Annotated in this window: 16 protein-coding genes; 3 read left to right on the forward strand and 13 right to left on the reverse strand. The window is 47.0% G+C overall.

Translation table 11 applies throughout. The annotated features are described in order from the left end of the window. Nucleotides 1-12: 12 nt before the first annotated feature. Nucleotides 13-606, forward strand: a complete 594-nt coding sequence (locus DXD68_RS08315; RefSeq protein ID WP_122361189.1) for a DUF3109 family protein — start codon at nucleotides 13-15, stop codon at nucleotides 604-606. Between the two features lie 274 nt (nucleotides 607-880). Here the strand turns inward: DXD68_RS08315 and DXD68_RS08320 are convergent, their stop codons facing one another. Then, nucleotides 881-1846: a GNAT family N-acetyltransferase gene (locus DXD68_RS08320; RefSeq protein ID WP_122361190.1), complete on the reverse strand. Its 966-nt coding sequence runs from the start codon at nucleotides 1844-1846 to the stop codon at nucleotides 881-883. An 11-nt stretch (nucleotides 1847-1857) separates the two neighbouring features. Continuing rightward, a complete protein-coding gene (locus tag DXD68_RS08325) occupies nucleotides 1858-2685 on the reverse strand; it encodes a 1-acyl-sn-glycerol-3-phosphate acyltransferase (RefSeq protein WP_122361191.1) in 828 nt (275 codons plus the stop codon). A 442-nt stretch (nucleotides 2686-3127) separates the two neighbouring features. Between DXD68_RS08325 and DXD68_RS08330 the strand changes: the two genes are divergently transcribed. Both DXD68_RS08330 and DXD68_RS08335 read left to right on the forward strand, forming a co-directional pair. Beyond that, on the forward strand, nucleotides 3128-4681 hold the full coding sequence (locus tag DXD68_RS08330) for a sensor histidine kinase (protein WP_122361192.1): 1554 nt from the start codon (nucleotides 3128-3130) through the stop codon (nucleotides 4679-4681). Between the two features lie 2 nt (nucleotides 4682-4683). Beyond that, on the forward strand, nucleotides 4684-5415 hold the full coding sequence (locus DXD68_RS08335) for a response regulator transcription factor (protein WP_005861388.1): 732 nt from the start codon (nucleotides 4684-4686) through the stop codon (nucleotides 5413-5415). Between the two features lie 59 nt (nucleotides 5416-5474). Here the strand turns inward: DXD68_RS08335 and DXD68_RS08340 are convergent, their stop codons facing one another. The 11 genes from DXD68_RS08340 to DXD68_RS08390 all read right to left on the reverse strand — a co-directional run bounded on the left by DXD68_RS08340 (nucleotide 5475) and on the right by DXD68_RS08390 (nucleotide 18885). Beyond that, the gene (locus tag DXD68_RS08340; protein ID WP_122361193.1) at nucleotides 5475-6887 is read right to left on the reverse strand and encodes a carbon starvation protein A; all 1413 of its coding nucleotides are present in this window, start codon (nucleotides 6885-6887) and stop codon (nucleotides 5475-5477) included. A 116-nt stretch (nucleotides 6888-7003) separates the two neighbouring features. Further along, nucleotides 7004-7456 (reverse strand): GatB/YqeY domain-containing protein, encoded by a 453-nt coding sequence (locus DXD68_RS08345; protein ID WP_122361194.1) that lies wholly within the window; start codon nucleotides 7454-7456, stop codon nucleotides 7004-7006. 21 nt (nucleotides 7457-7477) lie between these two features. Next, complete coding sequence (gene ftsZ, locus DXD68_RS08350; RefSeq protein ID WP_122361195.1) at nucleotides 7478-8845, reverse strand: cell division protein FtsZ; 1368 nt, start codon at nucleotides 8843-8845, stop codon at nucleotides 7478-7480. A gap of 29 nt (nucleotides 8846-8874) precedes the next feature. Continuing rightward, the gene (gene ftsA / locus DXD68_RS08355; protein ID WP_122361196.1) at nucleotides 8875-10221 is read right to left on the reverse strand and encodes a cell division protein FtsA; all 1347 of its coding nucleotides are present in this window, start codon (nucleotides 10219-10221) and stop codon (nucleotides 8875-8877) included. Nucleotides 10222-10226: 5 nt separating this feature from the next. Further along, nucleotides 10227-10955, reverse strand: coding sequence for a cell division protein FtsQ/DivIB (locus DXD68_RS08360; protein ID WP_122361197.1), 729 nt, complete (start codon nucleotides 10953-10955; stop codon nucleotides 10227-10229). Continuing rightward, a complete protein-coding gene (murC, locus tag DXD68_RS08365) occupies nucleotides 10952-12373 on the reverse strand; it encodes a UDP-N-acetylmuramate--L-alanine ligase (RefSeq protein WP_122361198.1) in 1422 nt (473 codons plus the stop codon). Before murC ends, DXD68_RS08360 begins: the two co-directional genes overlap by 4 nt. A gap of 6 nt (nucleotides 12374-12379) precedes the next feature. Continuing rightward, the gene (murG, locus tag DXD68_RS08370) at nucleotides 12380-13480 is read right to left on the reverse strand and encodes an undecaprenyldiphospho-muramoylpentapeptide beta-N-acetylglucosaminyltransferase (protein ID WP_122361199.1); all 1101 of its coding nucleotides are present in this window, start codon (nucleotides 13478-13480) and stop codon (nucleotides 12380-12382) included. A 3-nt stretch (nucleotides 13481-13483) separates the two neighbouring features. Then, a complete protein-coding gene (locus tag DXD68_RS08375) occupies nucleotides 13484-14776 on the reverse strand; it encodes an FtsW/RodA/SpoVE family cell cycle protein (protein ID WP_122361200.1) in 1293 nt (430 codons plus the stop codon). A gap of 11 nt (nucleotides 14777-14787) precedes the next feature. Beyond that, on the reverse strand, nucleotides 14788-16122 hold the full coding sequence (gene murD, locus DXD68_RS08380) for a UDP-N-acetylmuramoyl-L-alanine--D-glutamate ligase (RefSeq protein WP_122361201.1): 1335 nt from the start codon (nucleotides 16120-16122) through the stop codon (nucleotides 14788-14790). A 15-nt stretch (nucleotides 16123-16137) separates the two neighbouring features. Continuing rightward, nucleotides 16138-17397: a phospho-N-acetylmuramoyl-pentapeptide-transferase gene (gene mraY, locus DXD68_RS08385; protein ID WP_075559219.1), complete on the reverse strand. Its 1260-nt coding sequence runs from the start codon at nucleotides 17395-17397 to the stop codon at nucleotides 16138-16140. 6 nt (nucleotides 17398-17403) lie between these two features. After that, nucleotides 17404-18885, reverse strand: coding sequence for a UDP-N-acetylmuramoyl-L-alanyl-D-glutamate--2,6-diaminopimelate ligase (locus DXD68_RS08390; protein ID WP_122361202.1), 1482 nt, complete (start codon nucleotides 18883-18885; stop codon nucleotides 17404-17406).

Below are 18885 nucleotides of genomic sequence, written 5' to 3' on the forward strand. Positions count from 1 at the left end.
AACTAAACCGAAATGATTCAAATAGACGACACGCTGGTCAGCTTAGACCTGATTGAAGCCAATTTCATTTGCGACCTTGCCCAATGTAAAGGTATCTGTTGCGTAGAAGGCGACTCCGGTGCTCCGCTGGATAAAAGCGAGATAGCCGAACTGGAAAAGGCACTTCCGGTCATCTGGGACGACCTTTCTCCCGAAGCACAGGCCATCATTAAGAAGCAAGGCGTTGCCTATATCGACTGCGAAGGCGACATCGTCACTTCCATCGTCAACGGAAAGGACTGTGTATTTACCTGCTACGATACTGACGGGACCTGCAAATGTGCCATCGAGAAAGCATATCGCGAAGGCAAACTGTCTTTCTACAAGCCAGTATCCTGCCACCTGTATCCGGTGCGCGTCACCCAATACAAGGACTTCCGCGCCGTAAACTACGACCGTTGGAAAATATGTAAAGCAGCAGAGATATTAGGACAAAAGGAAAAACTCCCTTTATATAAGTTTCTGAAAGAACCGCTCACCCGCAAGTTCGGTGCCGAATGGTATGAATCGCTGGTGGAGGTTGCTGAAGAATGGAGGAAACAAAAAGAACAAGAGAGGGAGGAATAATTCAACTCTTGTCAGTTTTGAACTATCCCATAGTTAAAGAGATTTCGCTATTACAGGTTTATTTGCCGTCTGCTTTAGCTGACGGTTTACAAGTTGTTTTTCCTTTTTGGCTTTAGCCACATTTCTCTTAACATAAAGAGATTGTTTAAAATGGGACTAAAGTCAAAGAAATAGGCATTTAATAATCCGTCAGCTAAAGCAGACGGCAAATAAACCTGCAATAATCAAACCCTCCTATTTTATTGGACAGTTCAATTATTTCTAAATTGGCACATTATTCCGTTTTCCGTATCAGGTCAGCCGTTTGGGCTTCCTCTTTCAGATACGTTTCAATGTGGCGTTTTTTCTTATCTTCCAAAATTTCATTGATGGCAATCAGGATACCTGTCTCTTCCACATCACCGAACTCATGGTTTATGGCCGTTCCAAATACGCGCATCTTCGGTGAAAGGCTCATGTAAGCATTAACCAACGGTGGAACATTGATACCGAATTTGCGAACCTCCTGGTTCAATACCTTATAATTGTCCTTGAAGTTATCATAACGGAACAACTCTTTCATCTTCTCGATATCCGTATCTGTTTCCAGCGGGTACATCGGAGTGACCAGCTTGTCCGTATCCGGAAAATGCATTCCCAGAAAATAAAGGATCATGTTGCGTGCTTCCGTATTATAAGTATTATACATCGTCACTTTCCCGAAGTAATACTGCAGGCTCGGATCGACCACCGACAAAGCCCCCAGTCCGTCCCATAGGTTATCCAGTACAAACAATCCTTTGGCACCTGCACGTGTAGACTGATATTCCAGTGTTACGAAAGAACGTCCCAGCTCGACCGTATAAGGAAGAAATTCTTTATTAAACTTCTCGGAGAAATTAAACAGGTGAGATGTAGCCAGCATCGGCTTCCCGTTCTCATCGAACTTGACATCCGAACCGCACAGAAAGCGGTAACCGCCCAAAATCTGTTCATCTTCCGGACTCCAGACGATCAATTGCCGATAAGCATCCTCCATCGTATCGAACTCGTCAATATCTACCGGACAGCCTGTTCCCCCGCCGTAGTAACGAAAGGCAATCTCCCGCAAACGTCCGATCTCCTGCATCACATTAGGAGCATCATGGGCTGTAATAATGTATATCTCATTGTTTGACTTGTTCGTGCTGCGGAGTTTCTTTTCTTTTGTCAACTCCGACTTCAAAAGGGCACGGTCAATCGGCTTAATAATGTCTTGCATATAAATAGAGTCTATGTTTTCTTGAGATTATAAGCTAGTTCTTTCACCCATTCGGCCCACTCAGCCGGCTTCTTGCTATTGTCGAAAGTCTGCCACGGAACAGGCTTGCCGAAATGGATACGGAACTTTTTATGTTTTGACCGGAACATCTCGTCCGGCAGATAAATCATTTCATAGTTCATCTTTATACCTAATTTCTTACGCAGATTCGCCAGCCGGTAGAAGAAATTGGAGTTTCTTCCCTCGAAATACACCGGAACAATATCCCGTTTATATTCGACAGCTTTCTGGATAAAGGACTTCTTCCATTCAGTGTCCTGTATTTTTCCATTCATCTTACGCGAACAAAGTCCGGCGGGGAATGTCACGATCTGATTGTCGGAAGCATATGCCTCGTCAATCAGCCGGGCATTGTTCTTGCCCTGCGAACCATGTTTATTGATAGGTACAAAGATAGATCTCAGATTTGACAAATAGAGAAGCAGGTCGTTCACAAGGTAACGTATTTTGCCGTCATAATGCTGACCGATCACTGCCGAGAGACAGATACCGTCCAGACCTCCCAACGGATGATTGGAAGCAAAGATATAGCGGCCTTCCGCCGGAATGTTCTCCTCGTTTTCCAAATCCAGGGTCAGGTCAAAATAACCGATCAGCTCCTGCATAAAATCAACCCCATCCTTATCATGATAACGGGTTAAAATATCATTCAGTTCATCCTGATGAATGGTACGGATCAGATAATTGACAATAAAACCCGGTATCTTTCCCGCCACTGAGGGCGCTTTCTGTTGCAGTACCTGTTTTACATCAATTTGTGTAATACCTTCTTGTGCCATCTTGCATAACTCTTGTCAGCAGCAAAGATATAGCTAATAATTAAATTTGAATACATTCGGCATAAGTTTTTAAGAAGTTTCAAGTACTTAACCAGCATGTTGTTTGCCCTTATATAAAATAATCGGACATCAGCATTCGTTATACATATATATTATTCTACACCTGCGTGCAAATCGGTCTCCTGCAAAATTCATATTTTTTGCATAAGTTGAAACAAAATAATCAATAATTATGTTTTTATACACAGGAGCGAATTAACAAACGCATGTAAGAAGTGGTAATTATCAATATAAACCGTTGTTTTCAAAGGGAATAAAGATAGCACCGAATTAGCAACTAAACTATTTTTAAGGAAAATAGCGTGCGATTTTTACCTTTTTTGTGTGAATATTAAACTAAAATGAGCGTTATTTGTTCTGTTAAAAAGAGAAAGTATTTGGAATGAGGAAATCTACGATTTGGTTACTTGCTGTTGTAATGGCTTTTGCGTTTGCCGGTTTACTTTTCCTACAGGTTAAGTACGTGAGCATCATACTCAAAAAGAGCAGCGAGCAATTCAATGAAACAGTCAAAAGAAGCCTGCACCAAGTCTCAAAAAACCTGGAGCTAGATGAAACGCGTGAATATCTGGAGGAAGATCTCAGGCGGGAAGATAACAATTATCTGCGTAACAGCCAGAATCCGGAAGAGATCACGCAGGCAATCAGCCAACAAAAGCTGAATATAAAAGATGCTGACGGTAATATTATGCAAATAGAACATCTGCATAGTTTTAGCCAAAAGTTTCGGCCGCTCTCATCGCTCGACAAAAAACAGGCAGCCAATAATATCGTCGGTACTTCCCACGACCTGCAGCAATCGCTGAAGTATCGTCTGAAATACCAGGGTGACCTGATGCAGCTGGTTCTTCTGAACCTGTTGAACACTCCCAACCAGAAACCGATCCAGGAGCGTGTCGACTTTAAGAAGCTGAATAATTACTTAAAAACTGAATTTGTTAACAATGGTTTGAACCTGCCGTTCATCTTTTTTGTTATTAACAAAGATGGCAAAAAAGTGTACCAAAGTGGAGAAATAAAGAAGGAACCTATTGCGTCTGATATAATTACGTACGTATTGTTCCCGAACGATCCTCCTTCAAAGCAGAATTATGTGAAAGTATATTTCCCGACAAAGGGTGACTATATTTCAAGTTCTGTAACATTTATTGTACCGTCAGTACTCTTCTCGCTGATACTTTTGATAACGTTTATCTTTACCATCTATATCGTATTCCGCCAGAAGAGACTGTCAGAAATGAAGAATGACTTTATCAACAACATGACGCACGAGCTGAAAACTCCGGTTTCCACCATCTCTCTGGCGGCACAGATGTTGAAAGACTCAGATATAACAAAAAGCCCTGATGTATTCAGACATATATCAGGCGTGATCAATGATGAAACGAAGCGATTGGGCTTCCTGGTTGAGAAAGTGCTCCAAATGTCGCTGTTTGAACGGCAGAAAGCAGCCCTCAAACTGAAGGAAGTGGATGCAAACGACCTGGTGATCAGCGTAGCGAACACCTTCGCCCTGAAAGTCGAAAAGTACGATGGTACGCTCGACGTAGACTTGCAGGCAGTCGATTCGGCCATCTATGTGGATGAAATGCACATCACCAATGTACTGTTCAACCTGATGGACAACGCTGTGAAATACCGTCGTCCGGAAGTGCCCCTTACATTGATGGTAAGAACCTGGAACGACAACAACGGCAAACTGCTGATCGCTGTTGAAGACAATGGTATCGGAATCAAGAAAGAATACCTCAAAAAAGTATTCGACCGCTTCTTCCGCGTGCCGACAGGGAATGTACACGACGTAAAAGGTTTCGGCCTGGGACTTGCTTACGTCCGTAAAATTATCGAGGACCATAAAGGTACGATCCGTGCCGAGTTGGGTCCGGGAAATGTAGGAACAAAATTTATTATTACTTTACCTCTTATAAAAAGTTAGTTATGGAAGAAAAACTGAAAATCTTCTTTTGTGAAGACGACGAAAACCTGGGTATGCTATTAAGAGAATACTTACAGGCAAAAGGTTATGTAACTGATCTCTTCTCTGACGGAGAAGCTGGTTACAAAGGTTTCACCAAAGGCAAATATGATCTTTGCGTATTAGACGTAATGATGCCGAAAAAAGACGGTTTCACTCTTGCGCAGGAAATCCGTTCTATAAATCCTGACATTCCAATCATCTTCCTTACTGCCAAGACAATGAAGGAAGATATCCTGGAAGGCTTCAAGATCGGTGCCGACGATTATCTGACAAAACCGTTCAGCATGGAAGAGCTGTTGCTTCGTATCGAAGCGATCCTGCGCCGTGTGAAAGGTAAGAAGATGAAAGACATTCCTTTCTACAAGTTGGGTAATTTCTTGTTCGATACTCAGAAACAAACATTGGCTATCGGTGACAAGGTAACAAAGCTGACAACGAAAGAATGCGAACTGCTGAGCCTGTTGTGTGCTCATGCCAACGAAATTTTGGAACGTAACTATGCACTGAAAACTATCTGGGTAGACGATAACTACTTCAATGCCCGTAGTATGGACGTGTATATCACCAAACTTCGTAAACTGTTGAAAGATGATCCGGGTATCGAAATCATCAACATCCACGGTAAGGGTTACAAACTGATCACTCCTTCCGGAGAAGAACAGGCCCGCGAAGAAGGTATCCAGGTTCTCTAAGGGATAGATCCCCTCTAATAAAAACAAGCCCCGACGGTTTTTCCGCCGGGGTTTCGTTTTTAAACAGATTGTTTCTTCTTCCACCAAAGAAAAGCAACCAATGTAATCACCGTAATCACGATGCCAATCGCCTGCGAAACAGCAACACCCATGCCCAATCCTTCCGGAGCGACAAAGATATAAGTGGAGCAAACGGCAGTCATAAACAATGCCGGGATCAGTGTAACGATATAAAGCTTTTTAGAGCGCGCCAAAAAGACTGTCAATGCCCAAAGGGTAAACACTGCCAACGTCTGATTTGTCCAGGCAAAATAGCGCCAAATCATATCGAAACCGTCTTTATCTTTCAGGCTGTAAAGCAATATACCGATTGCCACGATAAACAGGGGAATACAGATCATCAGACGGCTCGACATGCTTTTCTGCTCTTTATGCAGGAAATCTGCCACAATCAAACGGGCAGAGCGGAATGCCGTATCACCGGAAGTGATCGGTGCAGCAATAACTCCCAGGACAGCCAGTACACCACCGACCGTTCCCAGCCACTCTTTTGTTATACTGTCTACAATAACAGCCGCATTGCTCTCTCCCATCCCATTCTCATGATAGAAATAAGTTGCAGCGGCAGCCCAGATCAGGGCAACGATACCTTCGGTTATCATGGCACCAAAGAAAACCGGACGTCCCATATTTTCATTCTTGATACAACGGGCCATCAGCGGACTTTGTGTGGCATGGAATCCGGAAATCGCACCACAGGCAATACTGACGAACATAATCGGGAAAATAGGCAGATTTGCCGGATGTTTGTTAGTCAGTCCGTCGGTCAATTCCGGCAACGGCGGATGATTCACAAACAACATCACCAGGATACCGACAGCCATAAACAACAGGGCAGCGGCAAACAACGGATAAATCTTTCCGATAATTTTATCGACCGGCAACAACGTTGCCAGGATATAATAGATAAAGACCACAAATATCCAGAAGGTAGCATCGAGATATTCAGGTGTAAGTTTTGCCAGCAAACCAGCCGGCCCTGCCACAAAGACGGCTCCAACCAGGATCATCAGAATCACGGTAAAGCCACGCATGAACTGTTTGAAATTATGACCGAGATAACGACCGATGATCTCCGGCAGGCTCTCCCCGTTGTTACGCAGTGAAAGCATTCCCGCCAGATAGTCGTGGACGGCTCCGGCAAAAATAGTACCCAACACGATCCACAGAAAAGAGGCTGTACCGAACTTCGCCCCCATAATGGCACCGAAGATCGGACCCAGTCCGGCAATATTCAGAAACTGGATCATAAAGACTTTCCAGGAGGACATCGGGATATAATCGACTCCGTCCTGATGCGTGTAAGCCGGAGTTTTACGGGATGGGTCAATCCCGAAGATGCGTTCTATAAAAGAACCGTAGATGAAATAGCCTGCAATAAGAGCTGCAAGGCAACAGATAAAGGTTATCATGGTGGTAAGTTCTATCAGGGTGAGTTATCTCCTGTTATCAAAAAGGATTTACAAATACAGATTCATTTGCCGTCAACTTCAACTGACGGCAAATGAACCTGTAATAGCCGAGTTATTTAGCTATTCAGTAACCGTTTTACCGTTTCTGAAATAGCACGTCCTTCCGCCTTACCGGCAAGAGCTTTGGAAGCAACGCCCATTACTTTACCCATGTCTTTCGGACCAGCGGCACCTACCTGGGCGATGATCGCTTTTATTTCTGTTTCCAGTTCTTCGGCAGTCATCTGTTTCGGAAGATAAGCTTCAAGCACCTTTACCTGCGCCAGTTCAGCTTCCGCCAGGTCTGCACGGTTTTGCTGGGTGTAGATTTCTGCTGAATCCTTGCCCTGCTTTACCAGCTTCTGGATCATCTTCGTAGCATCGGCATCTGTCAGGGTATCGTTGGCTCCCGGAGCTGTCTTAGCTTCCAGAAAGACTTTCTTTACATTTCTCAATGTTTCGAGGGCAACCTTATCTTTTGCCTTCATTGCGTTTTTAATGTCTTCGCTGACTCTTTCAAACAAATCCATATATTAATTGCTTATTAAAAATTATCGGAAACTTATCACCTGCTTACCTCCGGTATCCGGTTTCTTTCCTTCCAGACGCGAAGCCGACGGAGCCGTTGCAGTGGCCGATGATACCGGAATATCACTGCCCTGTACTTTCGAACGGGCACGGGCGATCACTTTCGGGTCACGGTTATAAGTAGGATTATCTTCAATCAAGGCGATTAAAGCATCATCGTCCAGTTCATCCTGCGTCAGTACGACCGCTTTGGCACGAGCAGCCACACGACGCATACGCTGGCCGGAAGCACCGTAATATTTGTCGATCAGGTCTTTTTCGGCACGTTCCTTGTTCAGGCGTTCCTCTTCCAGGCGAAGCTCTTCCTCGGTCATGCGACCCTGTTCGATCTGACGTTTCTCGGCGATCTGCGGAATGTCTTCCATTCCGAAACCGGTAGCCAGGATCGTCATCTTCACTTTCGATCCCAATGTCGTATCGACAGCCGTACCCCAAATCACTTCGATATCGCGTCCGAAGCGCGACATGAAATCGTGCACATCGTTCATTTCTTCCATACGCAGTTCCGCTTCTTCGCCGAACGAAACGTTGAACAATATCTTCTTAGCGTTGAAAACGTCATTATTGTTCAGCAACGGAGAGTTCAACGCATCTTCGATCGCCTGGCGCACACGGCCTTCACCTTCACCGAAACCGTTACTCATCAAGGCAACGCCACCGTCTTTCATAGTGGTATTGACATCGGCAAAGTCGAGGTTGATAATACCTGGAAGGGTGATAATCTCGGCAATACTCTTGGCGGCAATCGTCAGCGTATCATCCGCTTTCCCGAAGGCATTCGTCATGGTCAAGTCGGAATAGATGGCACGCAAGCGTTCGTTGTTGATCACCAGCAGGGCATCCACATTCTTGCTGATCTCTTCCACCCCGTTCAGGGCCTGAATGATCTTGCGTTCGCCTTCAAAGACGAAAGGTATGGTGACGATACCGACGGTCAGGATTCCCATATCCTTGGCGATGCGGGCAATGACCGGAGCAGCTCCCGTTCCCGTACCGCCACCCATTCCGGCAGTGATAAAGACCATCTTGGTTCCGTCGCTCAGCATCTTGCGGATATCTTCCATACTTTCTTCGGCAGCCATCATGGCCCGCTCGGGCTTGTTTCCGGCTCCCAGTCCCTGGGTGATATTACGGCCCAGCGGCACTTTGACCGGCACGTCCGAACGGTTCAGCGCCTGGTTGTCTGTGTTACACAGAACGAATGTAACATCATGTATACCTTCTTTGTACATGTGGGTAACCGCGTTACCACCACCGCCTCCTACACCAATTACTTTGATGATCTTAGGAGTATCTGTCGGATAATTGAAACTTAATATTGTGTCGTCCATTGTCTTCCGGTTTTAATCCATTCGCTGATTTACTTTATATCGTCTTCGTCGTCAAACAGGCTCTTGCCAAACGTATCTATTCCCTTGGTCAGCCGTCCGAACAGACCGGGACCTTTTTTCTTCTCCGGTTTCTTCTTGGGTGGTTCGGGAACTCTCTTAGGTTCTTCCACGACAGGCTCTTCTTCCTTCTTCTCCGGTATCGGTTCTACTTTAGGCGGGATATAAAGAGCACAGTTTTCCGTTCCTCTTGCCAGCAAACCGACAGCTACGGCGTATTCGGGATTGTTGGCGATCATCTCACCGCTTTCCACGATGCCTTTGCGTACGGCAGAATAGCGAACATCCATTTTCAGGCGTTCACGGATCACTTCAGGCAGGTTCTTCAAGGCAGCACCGCCACCAGTGATAATGATACCGGCACCCAGCGAATTCATCAGGCCGGTCGCTTCGAGACGGGCATATACGTTTTCGAGGATTTCTTTCATACGGGCTTCGATCACATTATTGAGATCCGCCAGTTTAACCTCACGCAGTCCCATGCCGTCGGCTGAACTTACCTGGATGCTCAGATCGTTGTCTTTCTCCATCAGGGCACTGCCGTAAGTCAGTTTCACGCGTTCAGCCTCAGCTTCCACCAGATGGAGGCTGGTGATATCGCGGGTGATCAGGTTACCGCCGAAAGGAATGACGGAAAGGTTGACCAGCTGTCCGCCTTTATAGACCGTCAGTGTAGTCACCCCGGCACCGAAACCGATCAGGGCACAGCCCAGGTCCTTCTCGTTGTCGGTCAGCACCACATCGGCCAGAGCCAGCGGGGAGACAACGATATCGGCAATTTCTATTTTGGCACGGTCGGCAATACTGTTGACCACATAACGTTTCAACGAAGGCCGTCCGACAATCAGCTTATAGCGTGCCTCAATCCGGGTACAGGGAATACCTACCGGATTGGGTTCAGGTTTGTCGTCTAAAACATAGGTGGGAGAAACTGCCGCCAGCACATCCAGCATGTCCGGACGGTAATTGCAGCATTCTTCATACAGACCTTTGATAATTTCTTCCGTCACTACGCCGTCGGTCCCCAAAATACGTGGAACCGTATGGTCGATAGAACGCAGCGACTGCCCCCCGATGCCGACATACACTTTAGCGACCTTCGCGCCGTTCAGTTTATTTTCGAGCTTCAGGATAAGCCGTTTGATCTTATTCGCCGTTTCTTCCACATTATATACACATCCTCTTCGTATACAGGTAGCGGAGTTCTCAACTTCGTAGGCAATAATCGAGAGTGCCCCCGTCGGGCCCTTCGTTCCTACCATACCGACCATGTGAGAAGAGCCAAGGTCGATGGCTGCTATAAAGTCTGTGTATGCCATATCATCTATCTTTTAGTACAAACAATCTGATCTTTGTATTTTAAATTAATTATACTGTATTTCTCCCAGCCGGTTTTAGGTATGACCTTATCGTAGAAGAGGCGGAGGTTATCCAGCTTTTCCTCGAAATCGGCGAAAGAGCCCAGTACAATACGGTGGTTTCCCACCCGGGGAATCAGTTCCACTTCGTTATCAGGATGAACATAAATCTGTTCGATCTGATTATTCCAGAACTCATTCTCCTGCAAAAATAATGCAAATTTGTATAAGTCGGTTACCGCCAGCTCTTTTTCGACATATCCGCTTACTAAAGGAACGTCGGCAACATAACGGAAACTGACCGGCATCGTGGTGCCGAGGTTATCCACGTAGAAGTTCCCTCTGGAGCTAATCACACGCAAGATAGGAATTTTCTGCTCAACTTCAAGCTTAATAATGCCCGAAGGTGTCTTATAGGCTTCAATACGGGCGATCATTTCGTTCTTTTTCAGTTCCGTTTCTATCTTATCGGTGTTGATCGCATCCATAGGCTTTTTGATCGGGTTCAGATCCGCCTTTTTGAGAATCGACACCAGGTCGCTCTCACTCACGAAATGCTTGTCAAGACTGTCCTTTACCACGACCTGGAGGTCCTGGCATACCTTGTCCTGCTTCATATCCTGAAAGAAGAAGGCGACAAACACGATGTAACAAGACAACAGTGTAGCTACTACTATGGAAACTATACGAATCACAATTTCTTATCCAATATTTGTTTTACAGGTTCGATCAACCGGTCGATATCACCGGCACCGACCATCAATACCACTTCAAACGTATCCGCCTCTTTCTCCACCAGATCGAGCAGTTCGCTTTTGCGGATCAGCTTTTTGGCGGGAATAGTGACAGCATCGAATATGATTTCCGAAGTAACCCCCGGAATAGGTTCTTCCCGCGCAGGATAAATATCCAGCAGGATCAGTTCGTCCAGCAGCGACAGGCTGGCGGCAAAGTCAGGCGCAAAGTCGCGTGTGCGGGTGTATAGGTGCGGCTGGAAGATTCCCGTCACTTTGCGTCCGGCATAGAGTTCCTTTACGGACTGAATGCTGGCTGCCAGTTCGGCAGGATGGTGGGCATAATCGTCGATCAGGACGATATTGTCTTTCTTCAGGTGGAAATCGAAACGGCGTTTCGGACCTCCGAAAGAAGCCATACCTTTCTTTATTTCTTCGGGCGTTGCGCCGTTCATCCATGCCAAAGCGATGGCGGCAACACCATTCTCTATGTTTACTTTCACAGGAACACCCAACTGGATATCGGCAATGCGGATATCAGGACCTACAAAATCGAACCAGATCTCACCGTTGCCGATACGGACGTTTTCAGCATAAAAGTCGGGCTTGTCAGTTGACAGTTGACAGTTGACAGTTGACAGATCTTCAGCTCCAGTGTAGGTATAGAGCTTCACGCCCTCTTTCAAGCGGGGTGCCACATCAATGCCTTTCTTCATGACCAGGCAGCCATCGGGACGGATCAGCGATGTGAAATGCTCGAAACTTTCGCGGTAGGCTTCTGCCGTACCATAAATATCCAGATGATCCGGATCGGCGGCGGTGATCACAGCCATATAGGGAGTCAGCCAGTGAAAAGAACGGTCGAACTCGTCGGCTTCGATAACGGTCAGGTCGCTTTTATCGGAAAGCATCAGGTTGCTGCCGTAGTTCTTCAGGATACCGCCCAGGAAAGCATTGCAATCGACATGCGATTGTTTCAGCAGGTGGGCAAGCATGGAAGAAGTCGTTGTCTTTCCGTGTGTCCCGGCGATACAAAGCCCGCGCGAACAGTTAGTTATTTCACCTAATACACGGGCACGCTTCATAACCTCGAAACCGTTCTGACGGAAATAGGTCAGTTCCGTATGCGATTCGGGAACCGCCGGCGTATAGACAACCAAGGTTTGTGCCGGATCCTTGAAAGCATCCGGTATCAGGGAGGTGTTATCTTCGTAATGAATAACGGCACCTTCGCGGTTCAGCTGGGCGGTCAGGTCGGAGGGTGTTTTATCATATCCGGCTACCTGCTTTCCCCTGGAAAGAAAGTAACGGATCAGGGCACTCATCCCGATTCCTCCGGCTCCGACAAAGTAAACGGCCGTTATCGTATTTATATTCATATCGTTTTATTTTATTATCTTCATTATTTCGTCGACAATTTGGTCTGCACTGTGATGATGTGCCAGTTTTTCGATGTTACGACTCATCTGTGCCAGCCGTTCGTCGTCATGAACGACTTCGAGTGCTTTCGTGACCAGTTCCTGCTCCGCATCTTTATCTGCAACCATGATCGCCGCGTCTTTGTTTACCAAAGCGAGCGCATTTTTTGTCTGATGATCTTCCGCCACGTTGGGGGAAGGGACCAGGATGACCGGTTTCTTCAACAGACAGAGTTCGGAGATCGAACTTGCACCGGCACGGGATATGATCAGATCGGCTGCTGAATAGGCATAATCCATACGGGTGATAAAGTCGGAACACCAGATCGGCATGCCGCGATAGGCTTTCAGATGCTTGGTGGCTTCGTTGTAATAATAACGTCCGGTCTGCCAGATCACCTGTACATCAGAGCCGAACAACTTGTCGAGGTCACCTTGAATACTTCGGTTGATCGTTCGTGCCCCCAGGCTGCCTCCTACCACCAGGATCGTTTTCTTCTCAGGCGACAGACCGAAGAAAGCCAATGCTTCTTCTTTCTTACCGAGGGCTTCCTCCAGATCCTGACGGACAGGGTTTCCGGTTACCACAATCTTGTCTGCAGGGAAGAACTTCTCCATTCCATCGTAAGCGACACATATTTTCGATGCTTTCTTTGCAAGTAACTTATTGGTCACTCCGGCATAAGAGTTCTGCTCCTGAATCAGTGTCGGGATGCCTTGCGAAGCAGCCATCCACAGGGTCGGACCACTGGCATAGCCTCCCACGCCTACTGCGATATCGGGACGGAACTCGCGGATCGTCTTCTTCGCCAGTCCGAGACTTTTACGTAGTCGGTTAAGCACCTTTATATTATTGAACAGGTGAGCACGGTCGAAACCACTCACCGGTAAGCCTACTATCTGATAGCCGGCGGCCGGAACCTTCTCCATCTCCATCCGGTCTTCCGCACCTACAAATAAGATTTCCGCATCAGGAAAACGTTTCCTGATGGTATTGGCGATGGAGATGGCCGGGAAGATATGCCCGCCGGTTCCGCCGCCGCTTATTATTATACGGTACTGTTTCATTTTCTATTTTGTTTCTGTTACTTCTTCTTCCGTTTCGGGTAGCGTATCAGGCACCCAGTTGGATATTTCTTCTTCCGTAATAGCCGGAGCTGCACCGGCACCTTCGGTTTCCTCTTTCGGAAGCTCATCTTCTTCGTTACCCATATTGGCTCCGAAACGGCTCACACTCAGGATGATCCCGAAATAGATACAGGATATCACCGTAGAGGTACCACCACGGCTGACCAACGGCATCGGCTGACCGGTCACCGGTATCAGGTTGACTGCCACTGCCATATTGGCCAGTGCCTGCACCACGACCAGCAGGCCGCACCCCAGCACAAGGTATTTCGGAAAGGCTTTATCGCATTTCCGGGCAATCATCCCGACTCGCACCAGCAGCATGATATACAGCATCAGCACGAATACGCCCCCGACGACGCCCAACTCTTCTATAATGATCGCATAAATAAAGTCGGAATAAGCCTGCGGAAGGAAATCCCTCTGCTGACCATGACCAGGCAACTGCCCGAACAAACCTCCGTGTGCAATCGCGATCTTTGCATGGGAGACCTGGTAATTATCATCGGTTATCTTATATACACCATTTTCATCGGTATCCGATTCGTGCCCGTCGAAGAAACGCTCCAAACGTCCCTGCCACGTAGCAAAACGATCCGGCAGATACTGGGCGACTCCTGCCGGCGTAAACCGCAACAGCACGATAAACAGGATAAGTGCCAATATCAGGACACCCGCCAGTTTACCCAGTTTCATCAGCGGCAACTGCCCGATAAACATCATCAGGAAGCAAACGCCAAACAACATAAAAGCAGTCGAGAAGTTCTCGGGAAGGATCAGGACACATGTCGTACCCACCCCGATCAATATATACTTGAATATCTGGTCGTCCGTAAATTTACTCCGCTTACTGAGCAGGAAAGCGATGAACACAATGGATGCGAGCTTCGCAAACTCGGAGGGCTGGAACTGTATCCCGAATATCTCCAGCCAGCGGTGCGCATCATTGGCATTGATTCCCACAAAAGGCGTGACGATCAACATCAGCACCGACACAGGAAGCAACAGAATAAACGCCGGAAAGAACCGGCACGGGACATTGTGCAGCAACAAGACAAGCACAAATCCCCCCAGCAGGAAAGTGGCATGCCGGACGATCGGTGCCCAATGATTCGCGTTCTTATAGGCAATCGTGCTCGTGGCACTGAACACCTCAATCACCGAAATCAAGCACAGGAACATAAAGATGATCCATATCACCCGGTCGCCCTTAAATAATTTACTTGCCAAATCCATTCTAATTCATTTTACAAGTTACGTACGCATGCCTTGAACTGGTCGCCGCGGTCTTCGTAACTCTTGAAGAGATCGAAGCTGGCGCAGCAGGGTGATAACAAAACGGTGTCTCCCTTTTCTGCCAGTTTATAAGCCTTGCTTACCGCTTCTTCCATCGAGCGGGCATCTTCAATCTGCGACACCTTTCCGTCGAAGAAAGTATGCAGTTTGTTATTGTCGACACCCAGGAAAATCAAGGCACGTACTTTTTGTTTTACAAGTTCTTCAATCTCGGAATAGTCGTTACCCTTGTCTGTTCCGCCCAGTATCAGTACCAGTTTGGTCGTCATACTTTGCAAGGCATACCAGCAAGAGTTTACATTCGTCGCTTTCGAGTCGTTGATATAGTCTACTCCGCGTACACGGGCCACTTTCTCCAGGCGGTGTTCCACCCCGGTAAAGTCACTCAGTGAAGCCCGTATATTTTCATCGTGGATATCGACCACCTTGGATGCGATGCCCGATGCCAGCGAATTGTACAGGTTATGTGTACCCGTTAATGCTAATAAGTCCTGATCCATTGTAAATGTTCCGTTTGAGGTTTCAATTACTATTTGCTTATTATCCGTATATCCCTTCACGCCGTCTTCATGCGTTTCGGCGAATGGGTAAAGAGTTGCCGCAGGATGGCGTTTAGCGATCTCACGGGCAATGATCGGGTCGTCGTTCCAGAAGATGAACGCATCTTCCGACGTTTGGTTCTGGATTATGCGGAACTTGGCGTTCACATAATTCTGCATCTCGTAGTTATAACGGTCCAGATGATCGGGTGTTATATTCAACAAGATAGCTATATCCGCTTTGAAGTCGTACATGTTGTCCAACTGAAAACTGCTCAGTTCGATCACGTAGACCGCGTGCGGGTCTTCGGCAACCTGCAATGCCAGGCTGTTTCCTACGTTTCCTGCCAGGCCGACATCCACTCCGGCTTCTTTCAGGATATGGTATGTAAGCATGGTAGTCGTTGTCTTACCATTACTTCCGGTGATACAGATCATTTTCGAGTCGGTGTATCGTCCGGCAAATTCTATTTCGGAGATGATATGCGTCCCCTGCGCTTTCAGTTTCTGGATCATCGGAGCCTTGTCGGGTATTCCGGGGCTTTTGATGATCTCGTCGGCATTCAGAATGTCGGCTTCGGTATGCTGTCCTTCTTCCCAACGGATTCCGTGGGCGTCGAGCATATCCTTATACTTGGGTTTGATAGACGAAAAGTCGGAAACGAACACGTCAAATCCTTTTGCCTTCGCCAACACGGCTGCACCTGCACCGCTTTCTCCTCCCCCTAATACAACAATTCTTTCCACGTTTATATATATTTATTATCTCATCTTCAATGTGACGATCGTTATAACCGCCAAAATAATACCGATCAACCAAAAACGTACCACTATCTTCGATTCGGGTACCACATTGAACGGTTTTTGCAGCAATGCTTGTATTCCTGCATTCCCCGCTTTCTGGAAATGATGGTGCAATGGCGTCATCTTAAATATACGACGACCTTCGCCATACTTCTTTTTTGTATATTTGAAGTAGGCAACCTGCGCCATAACCGAAATACTTTCAGCGAGAAAAATACCACAAAGAATTGGTATTAGCAACTCTTTACGTATAATTATAGCAAATACCGCGATTATACCACCCAGTGTCAGACTTCCCGTATCACCCATAAATACCTGCGCAGGGTATGAGTTATACCAAAGGAAACCGACTGTCGCCCCGATAAAGGCGGCGGCAAACACCACCAACTCTTCCGCTCCGGGGATAAACATGATATTCAGGAAGGAAGCGAACTCGAAGTGGGCGGACATATACGCCAAAATACCTAACGCAACGCCTATGATTGCAGAGGTTCCGGCAGCCAGACCGTCTAGTCCGTCCGTCAGGTTTGCCCCGTTCGATACGGCTGTCACCACAAATATGGTCATTAAAACAAAGACCAGCCATGCCGCTTCTTCTTTATAATCGCCTGCCCAGCTAACCAGTTGGGCATAATCGAAATTGTTATTCTTCATGAAAGGGATGGTCGTTTTGGTTGACTTCGTTTCTACCGTATGATAGTGGACTTCTTCAATCACATTATCATGGCGCACCTCCATATTCTCCTTAATCACGACATCCGGGCTCATAAACAACACCAAACCTACAATCAGCCCCAGGCCGACCTGTCCGATGATCTTGAATTTACCGTGCATCCCTTCTTTATTCTTACGGAACACCTTGATATAGTCGTCGGCAAAACCAAGAGCGCCCAGCCAAACGGTGGTGACCATCATCAGGATCACATAAATATTATTCAGCTTGGCACAAAGTAAAGTCGGGATCAGGATAGCAATGATGATAATGACACCTCCCATTGTCGGTGTACCTTTCTTACTCATCTGCCCTTCCAGTCCGAGGTTACGTACCGTCTCACCGATCTGCAACATCTGCAAACGGTCAATAATACGGCGACCGATAGCTGTCGAGATAAACAAGGAAAGGATCAGTGCCAATCCGGAACGGAATGATACGTATTTAAACATCCCCGCTCCAGGTAAATCCAATTGATCCAGATAATTAAAAAGATAATAAAGCATGTCGTTTTATTGTTGTTGTGTTGCAAATATTTCCCGTAACTTCTCACGGTCGTCAAAATGATGTTTTACGCCTTTCACATCCTGGTAATCTTCATGGCCTTTACCGGCCACAAGGATCACATCGCCTTTCTTAGCCAGCATAGTGGCCGTTTTGATAGCCTGTGTACGGTCGGTGATGCAAAGTGTACGTTCCATATCCGCCTTGCTCAGCCCGGCTACCATATCCTGAATGATTTCGTCCGGTTCTTCAAAACGGGGATTGTCGGAAGTCAGAATTACCTGGTCACTCAACTTCGCTGCCTCTTTCGCCATCAACGGGCGTTTCCCCTTATCGCGGTTTCCGCCGGCACCCACAACGGTGATGATTCGGCCTCTTCCATCGAGCACTTCCTGGATACCGTTCAGTACGTTTGTCAAAGCATCCGGCGTATGGGCATAATCGACAATCGCCGTATAACCGAGCGGAGATTGTATCGTTTCGAAACGGCCGGATACCGAATGCAGCGTGCTCAATACGATCAGCGTCTCTTCCGGATCTTTTCCCAGTGAAACAGCCGCACCGTAAACAGCCAGCAGGTTGTAAGCATTGAAACGTCCCACAAAATGAACGACTACTTCACGACCGTTAATGATCATTTCTGTTCCCTCAAAATGTGACTCCAATATCTTTCCTTTGAAATCTGCTAAGGTACGGAGTGAATAGGTCAGCTTCTTTGCCGCTGTATTCTGGAGCATGACCAGACCTGATTTATCATCGGCATTGGTCAGCGCAAAAGCATCTGCAGGCAGGTCGTCAAAGAATTTCTTCTTTGCTTTCAGGTAGTTCTCTACCGTTTTATGATAATCCAGATGGTCGCGCGTCAAGTTGGTAAAGATACCACCGTTGAACGACAAACCACTGATACGTTTCTGATCGATTGAATGGGAACTGACTTCCATAAAGGCATATTCGCATCCGGCTTCCACCATCCGGGCCATCAGACTGTGGAGGGTGATCGGATCGGGAGTTGTATGTTCTGTCGGGATCGCTTCACCGTCGATATAATTGCATACGGTGGAGATCAAGCCTACCTTATGTCCCATCTTACGGAACATTTCATACAATAAGGTAGCGATGGTGGTCTTGCCGTTCGTCCCGGTAACGCCCACCAGCGTCAGCTTGTCCGAAGGATTGTCATACCAGGTCGAAACAACCTTACCCAATGCGTCCGCCGAATCTTTCACCCGGATGAAACATAGTTTTCTTTCGAAAGAAGCTATCTTTTCTTCCGAAAGAAGCGGCAGTTCCTCGCAGATGATCGCTACGGCTCCTTGGGCAATAGCTCCGTCGATATAAGCATGTCCGTCAACTGCCGTACCTCTTACCGCCACGAACAAAAAGCCATCTTCCACCTTACGGGAGTCAGACTGGATACCTGCGATTTTTACATCATCAGCACCCACTGTTTCCAGTACATCCAACGTATGAATCAATTTCTTCAGTTCCAT

This window comes from Parabacteroides sp. TM07-1AC (genome assembly GCF_003480915.1).
Classification (GTDB): domain Bacteria; phylum Bacteroidota; class Bacteroidia; order Bacteroidales; family Tannerellaceae; genus Parabacteroides; species Parabacteroides chongii.

Coding starts and splice junctions, on each gene's coding strand:
- DXD68_RS08375 (WP_122361200.1), bottom strand. CDS start 14,776: ATGGATTTGGCAAGTAAATTATTTAAGGGCGACCGGGTGATATGGATC.
- DXD68_RS08340 (WP_122361193.1), bottom strand. CDS start 6,887: ATGATAACCTTTATCTGTTGCCTTGCAGCTCTTATTGCAGGCTATTTC.
- murG (WP_122361199.1), bottom strand. CDS start 13,480: ATGAAACAGTACCGTATAATAATAAGCGGCGGCGGAACCGGCGGGCAT.
- DXD68_RS08330 (WP_122361192.1), top strand. CDS start 3,128: ATGAGGAAATCTACGATTTGGTTACTTGCTGTTGTAATGGCTTTTGCG.
- DXD68_RS08325 (WP_122361191.1), bottom strand. CDS start 2,685: ATGGCACAAGAAGGTATTACACAAATTGATGTAAAACAGGTACTGCAA.
- ftsA (WP_122361196.1), bottom strand. CDS start 10,221: ATGGCATACACAGACTTTATAGCAGCCATCGACCTTGGCTCTTCTCAC.
- mraY (WP_075559219.1), bottom strand. CDS start 17,397: ATGCTTTATTATCTTTTTAATTATCTGGATCAATTGGATTTACCTGGA.
- DXD68_RS08390 (WP_122361202.1), bottom strand. CDS start 18,885: ATGGAACTGAAGAAATTGATTCATACGTTGGATGTACTGGAAACAGTG.
- ftsZ (WP_122361195.1), bottom strand. CDS start 8,845: ATGGACGACACAATATTAAGTTTCAATTATCCGACAGATACTCCTAAG.
- DXD68_RS08335 (WP_005861388.1), top strand. CDS start 4,684: ATGGAAGAAAAACTGAAAATCTTCTTTTGTGAAGACGACGAAAACCTG.
- murC (WP_122361198.1), bottom strand. CDS start 12,373: ATGAATATAAATACGATAACGGCCGTTTACTTTGTCGGAGCCGGAGGA.
- DXD68_RS08320 (WP_122361190.1), bottom strand. CDS start 1,846: ATGCAAGACATTATTAAGCCGATTGACCGTGCCCTTTTGAAGTCGGAG.
- DXD68_RS08345 (WP_122361194.1), bottom strand. CDS start 7,456: ATGGATTTGTTTGAAAGAGTCAGCGAAGACATTAAAAACGCAATGAAG.
- DXD68_RS08315 (WP_122361189.1), top strand. CDS start 13: ATGATTCAAATAGACGACACGCTGGTCAGCTTAGACCTGATTGAAGCC.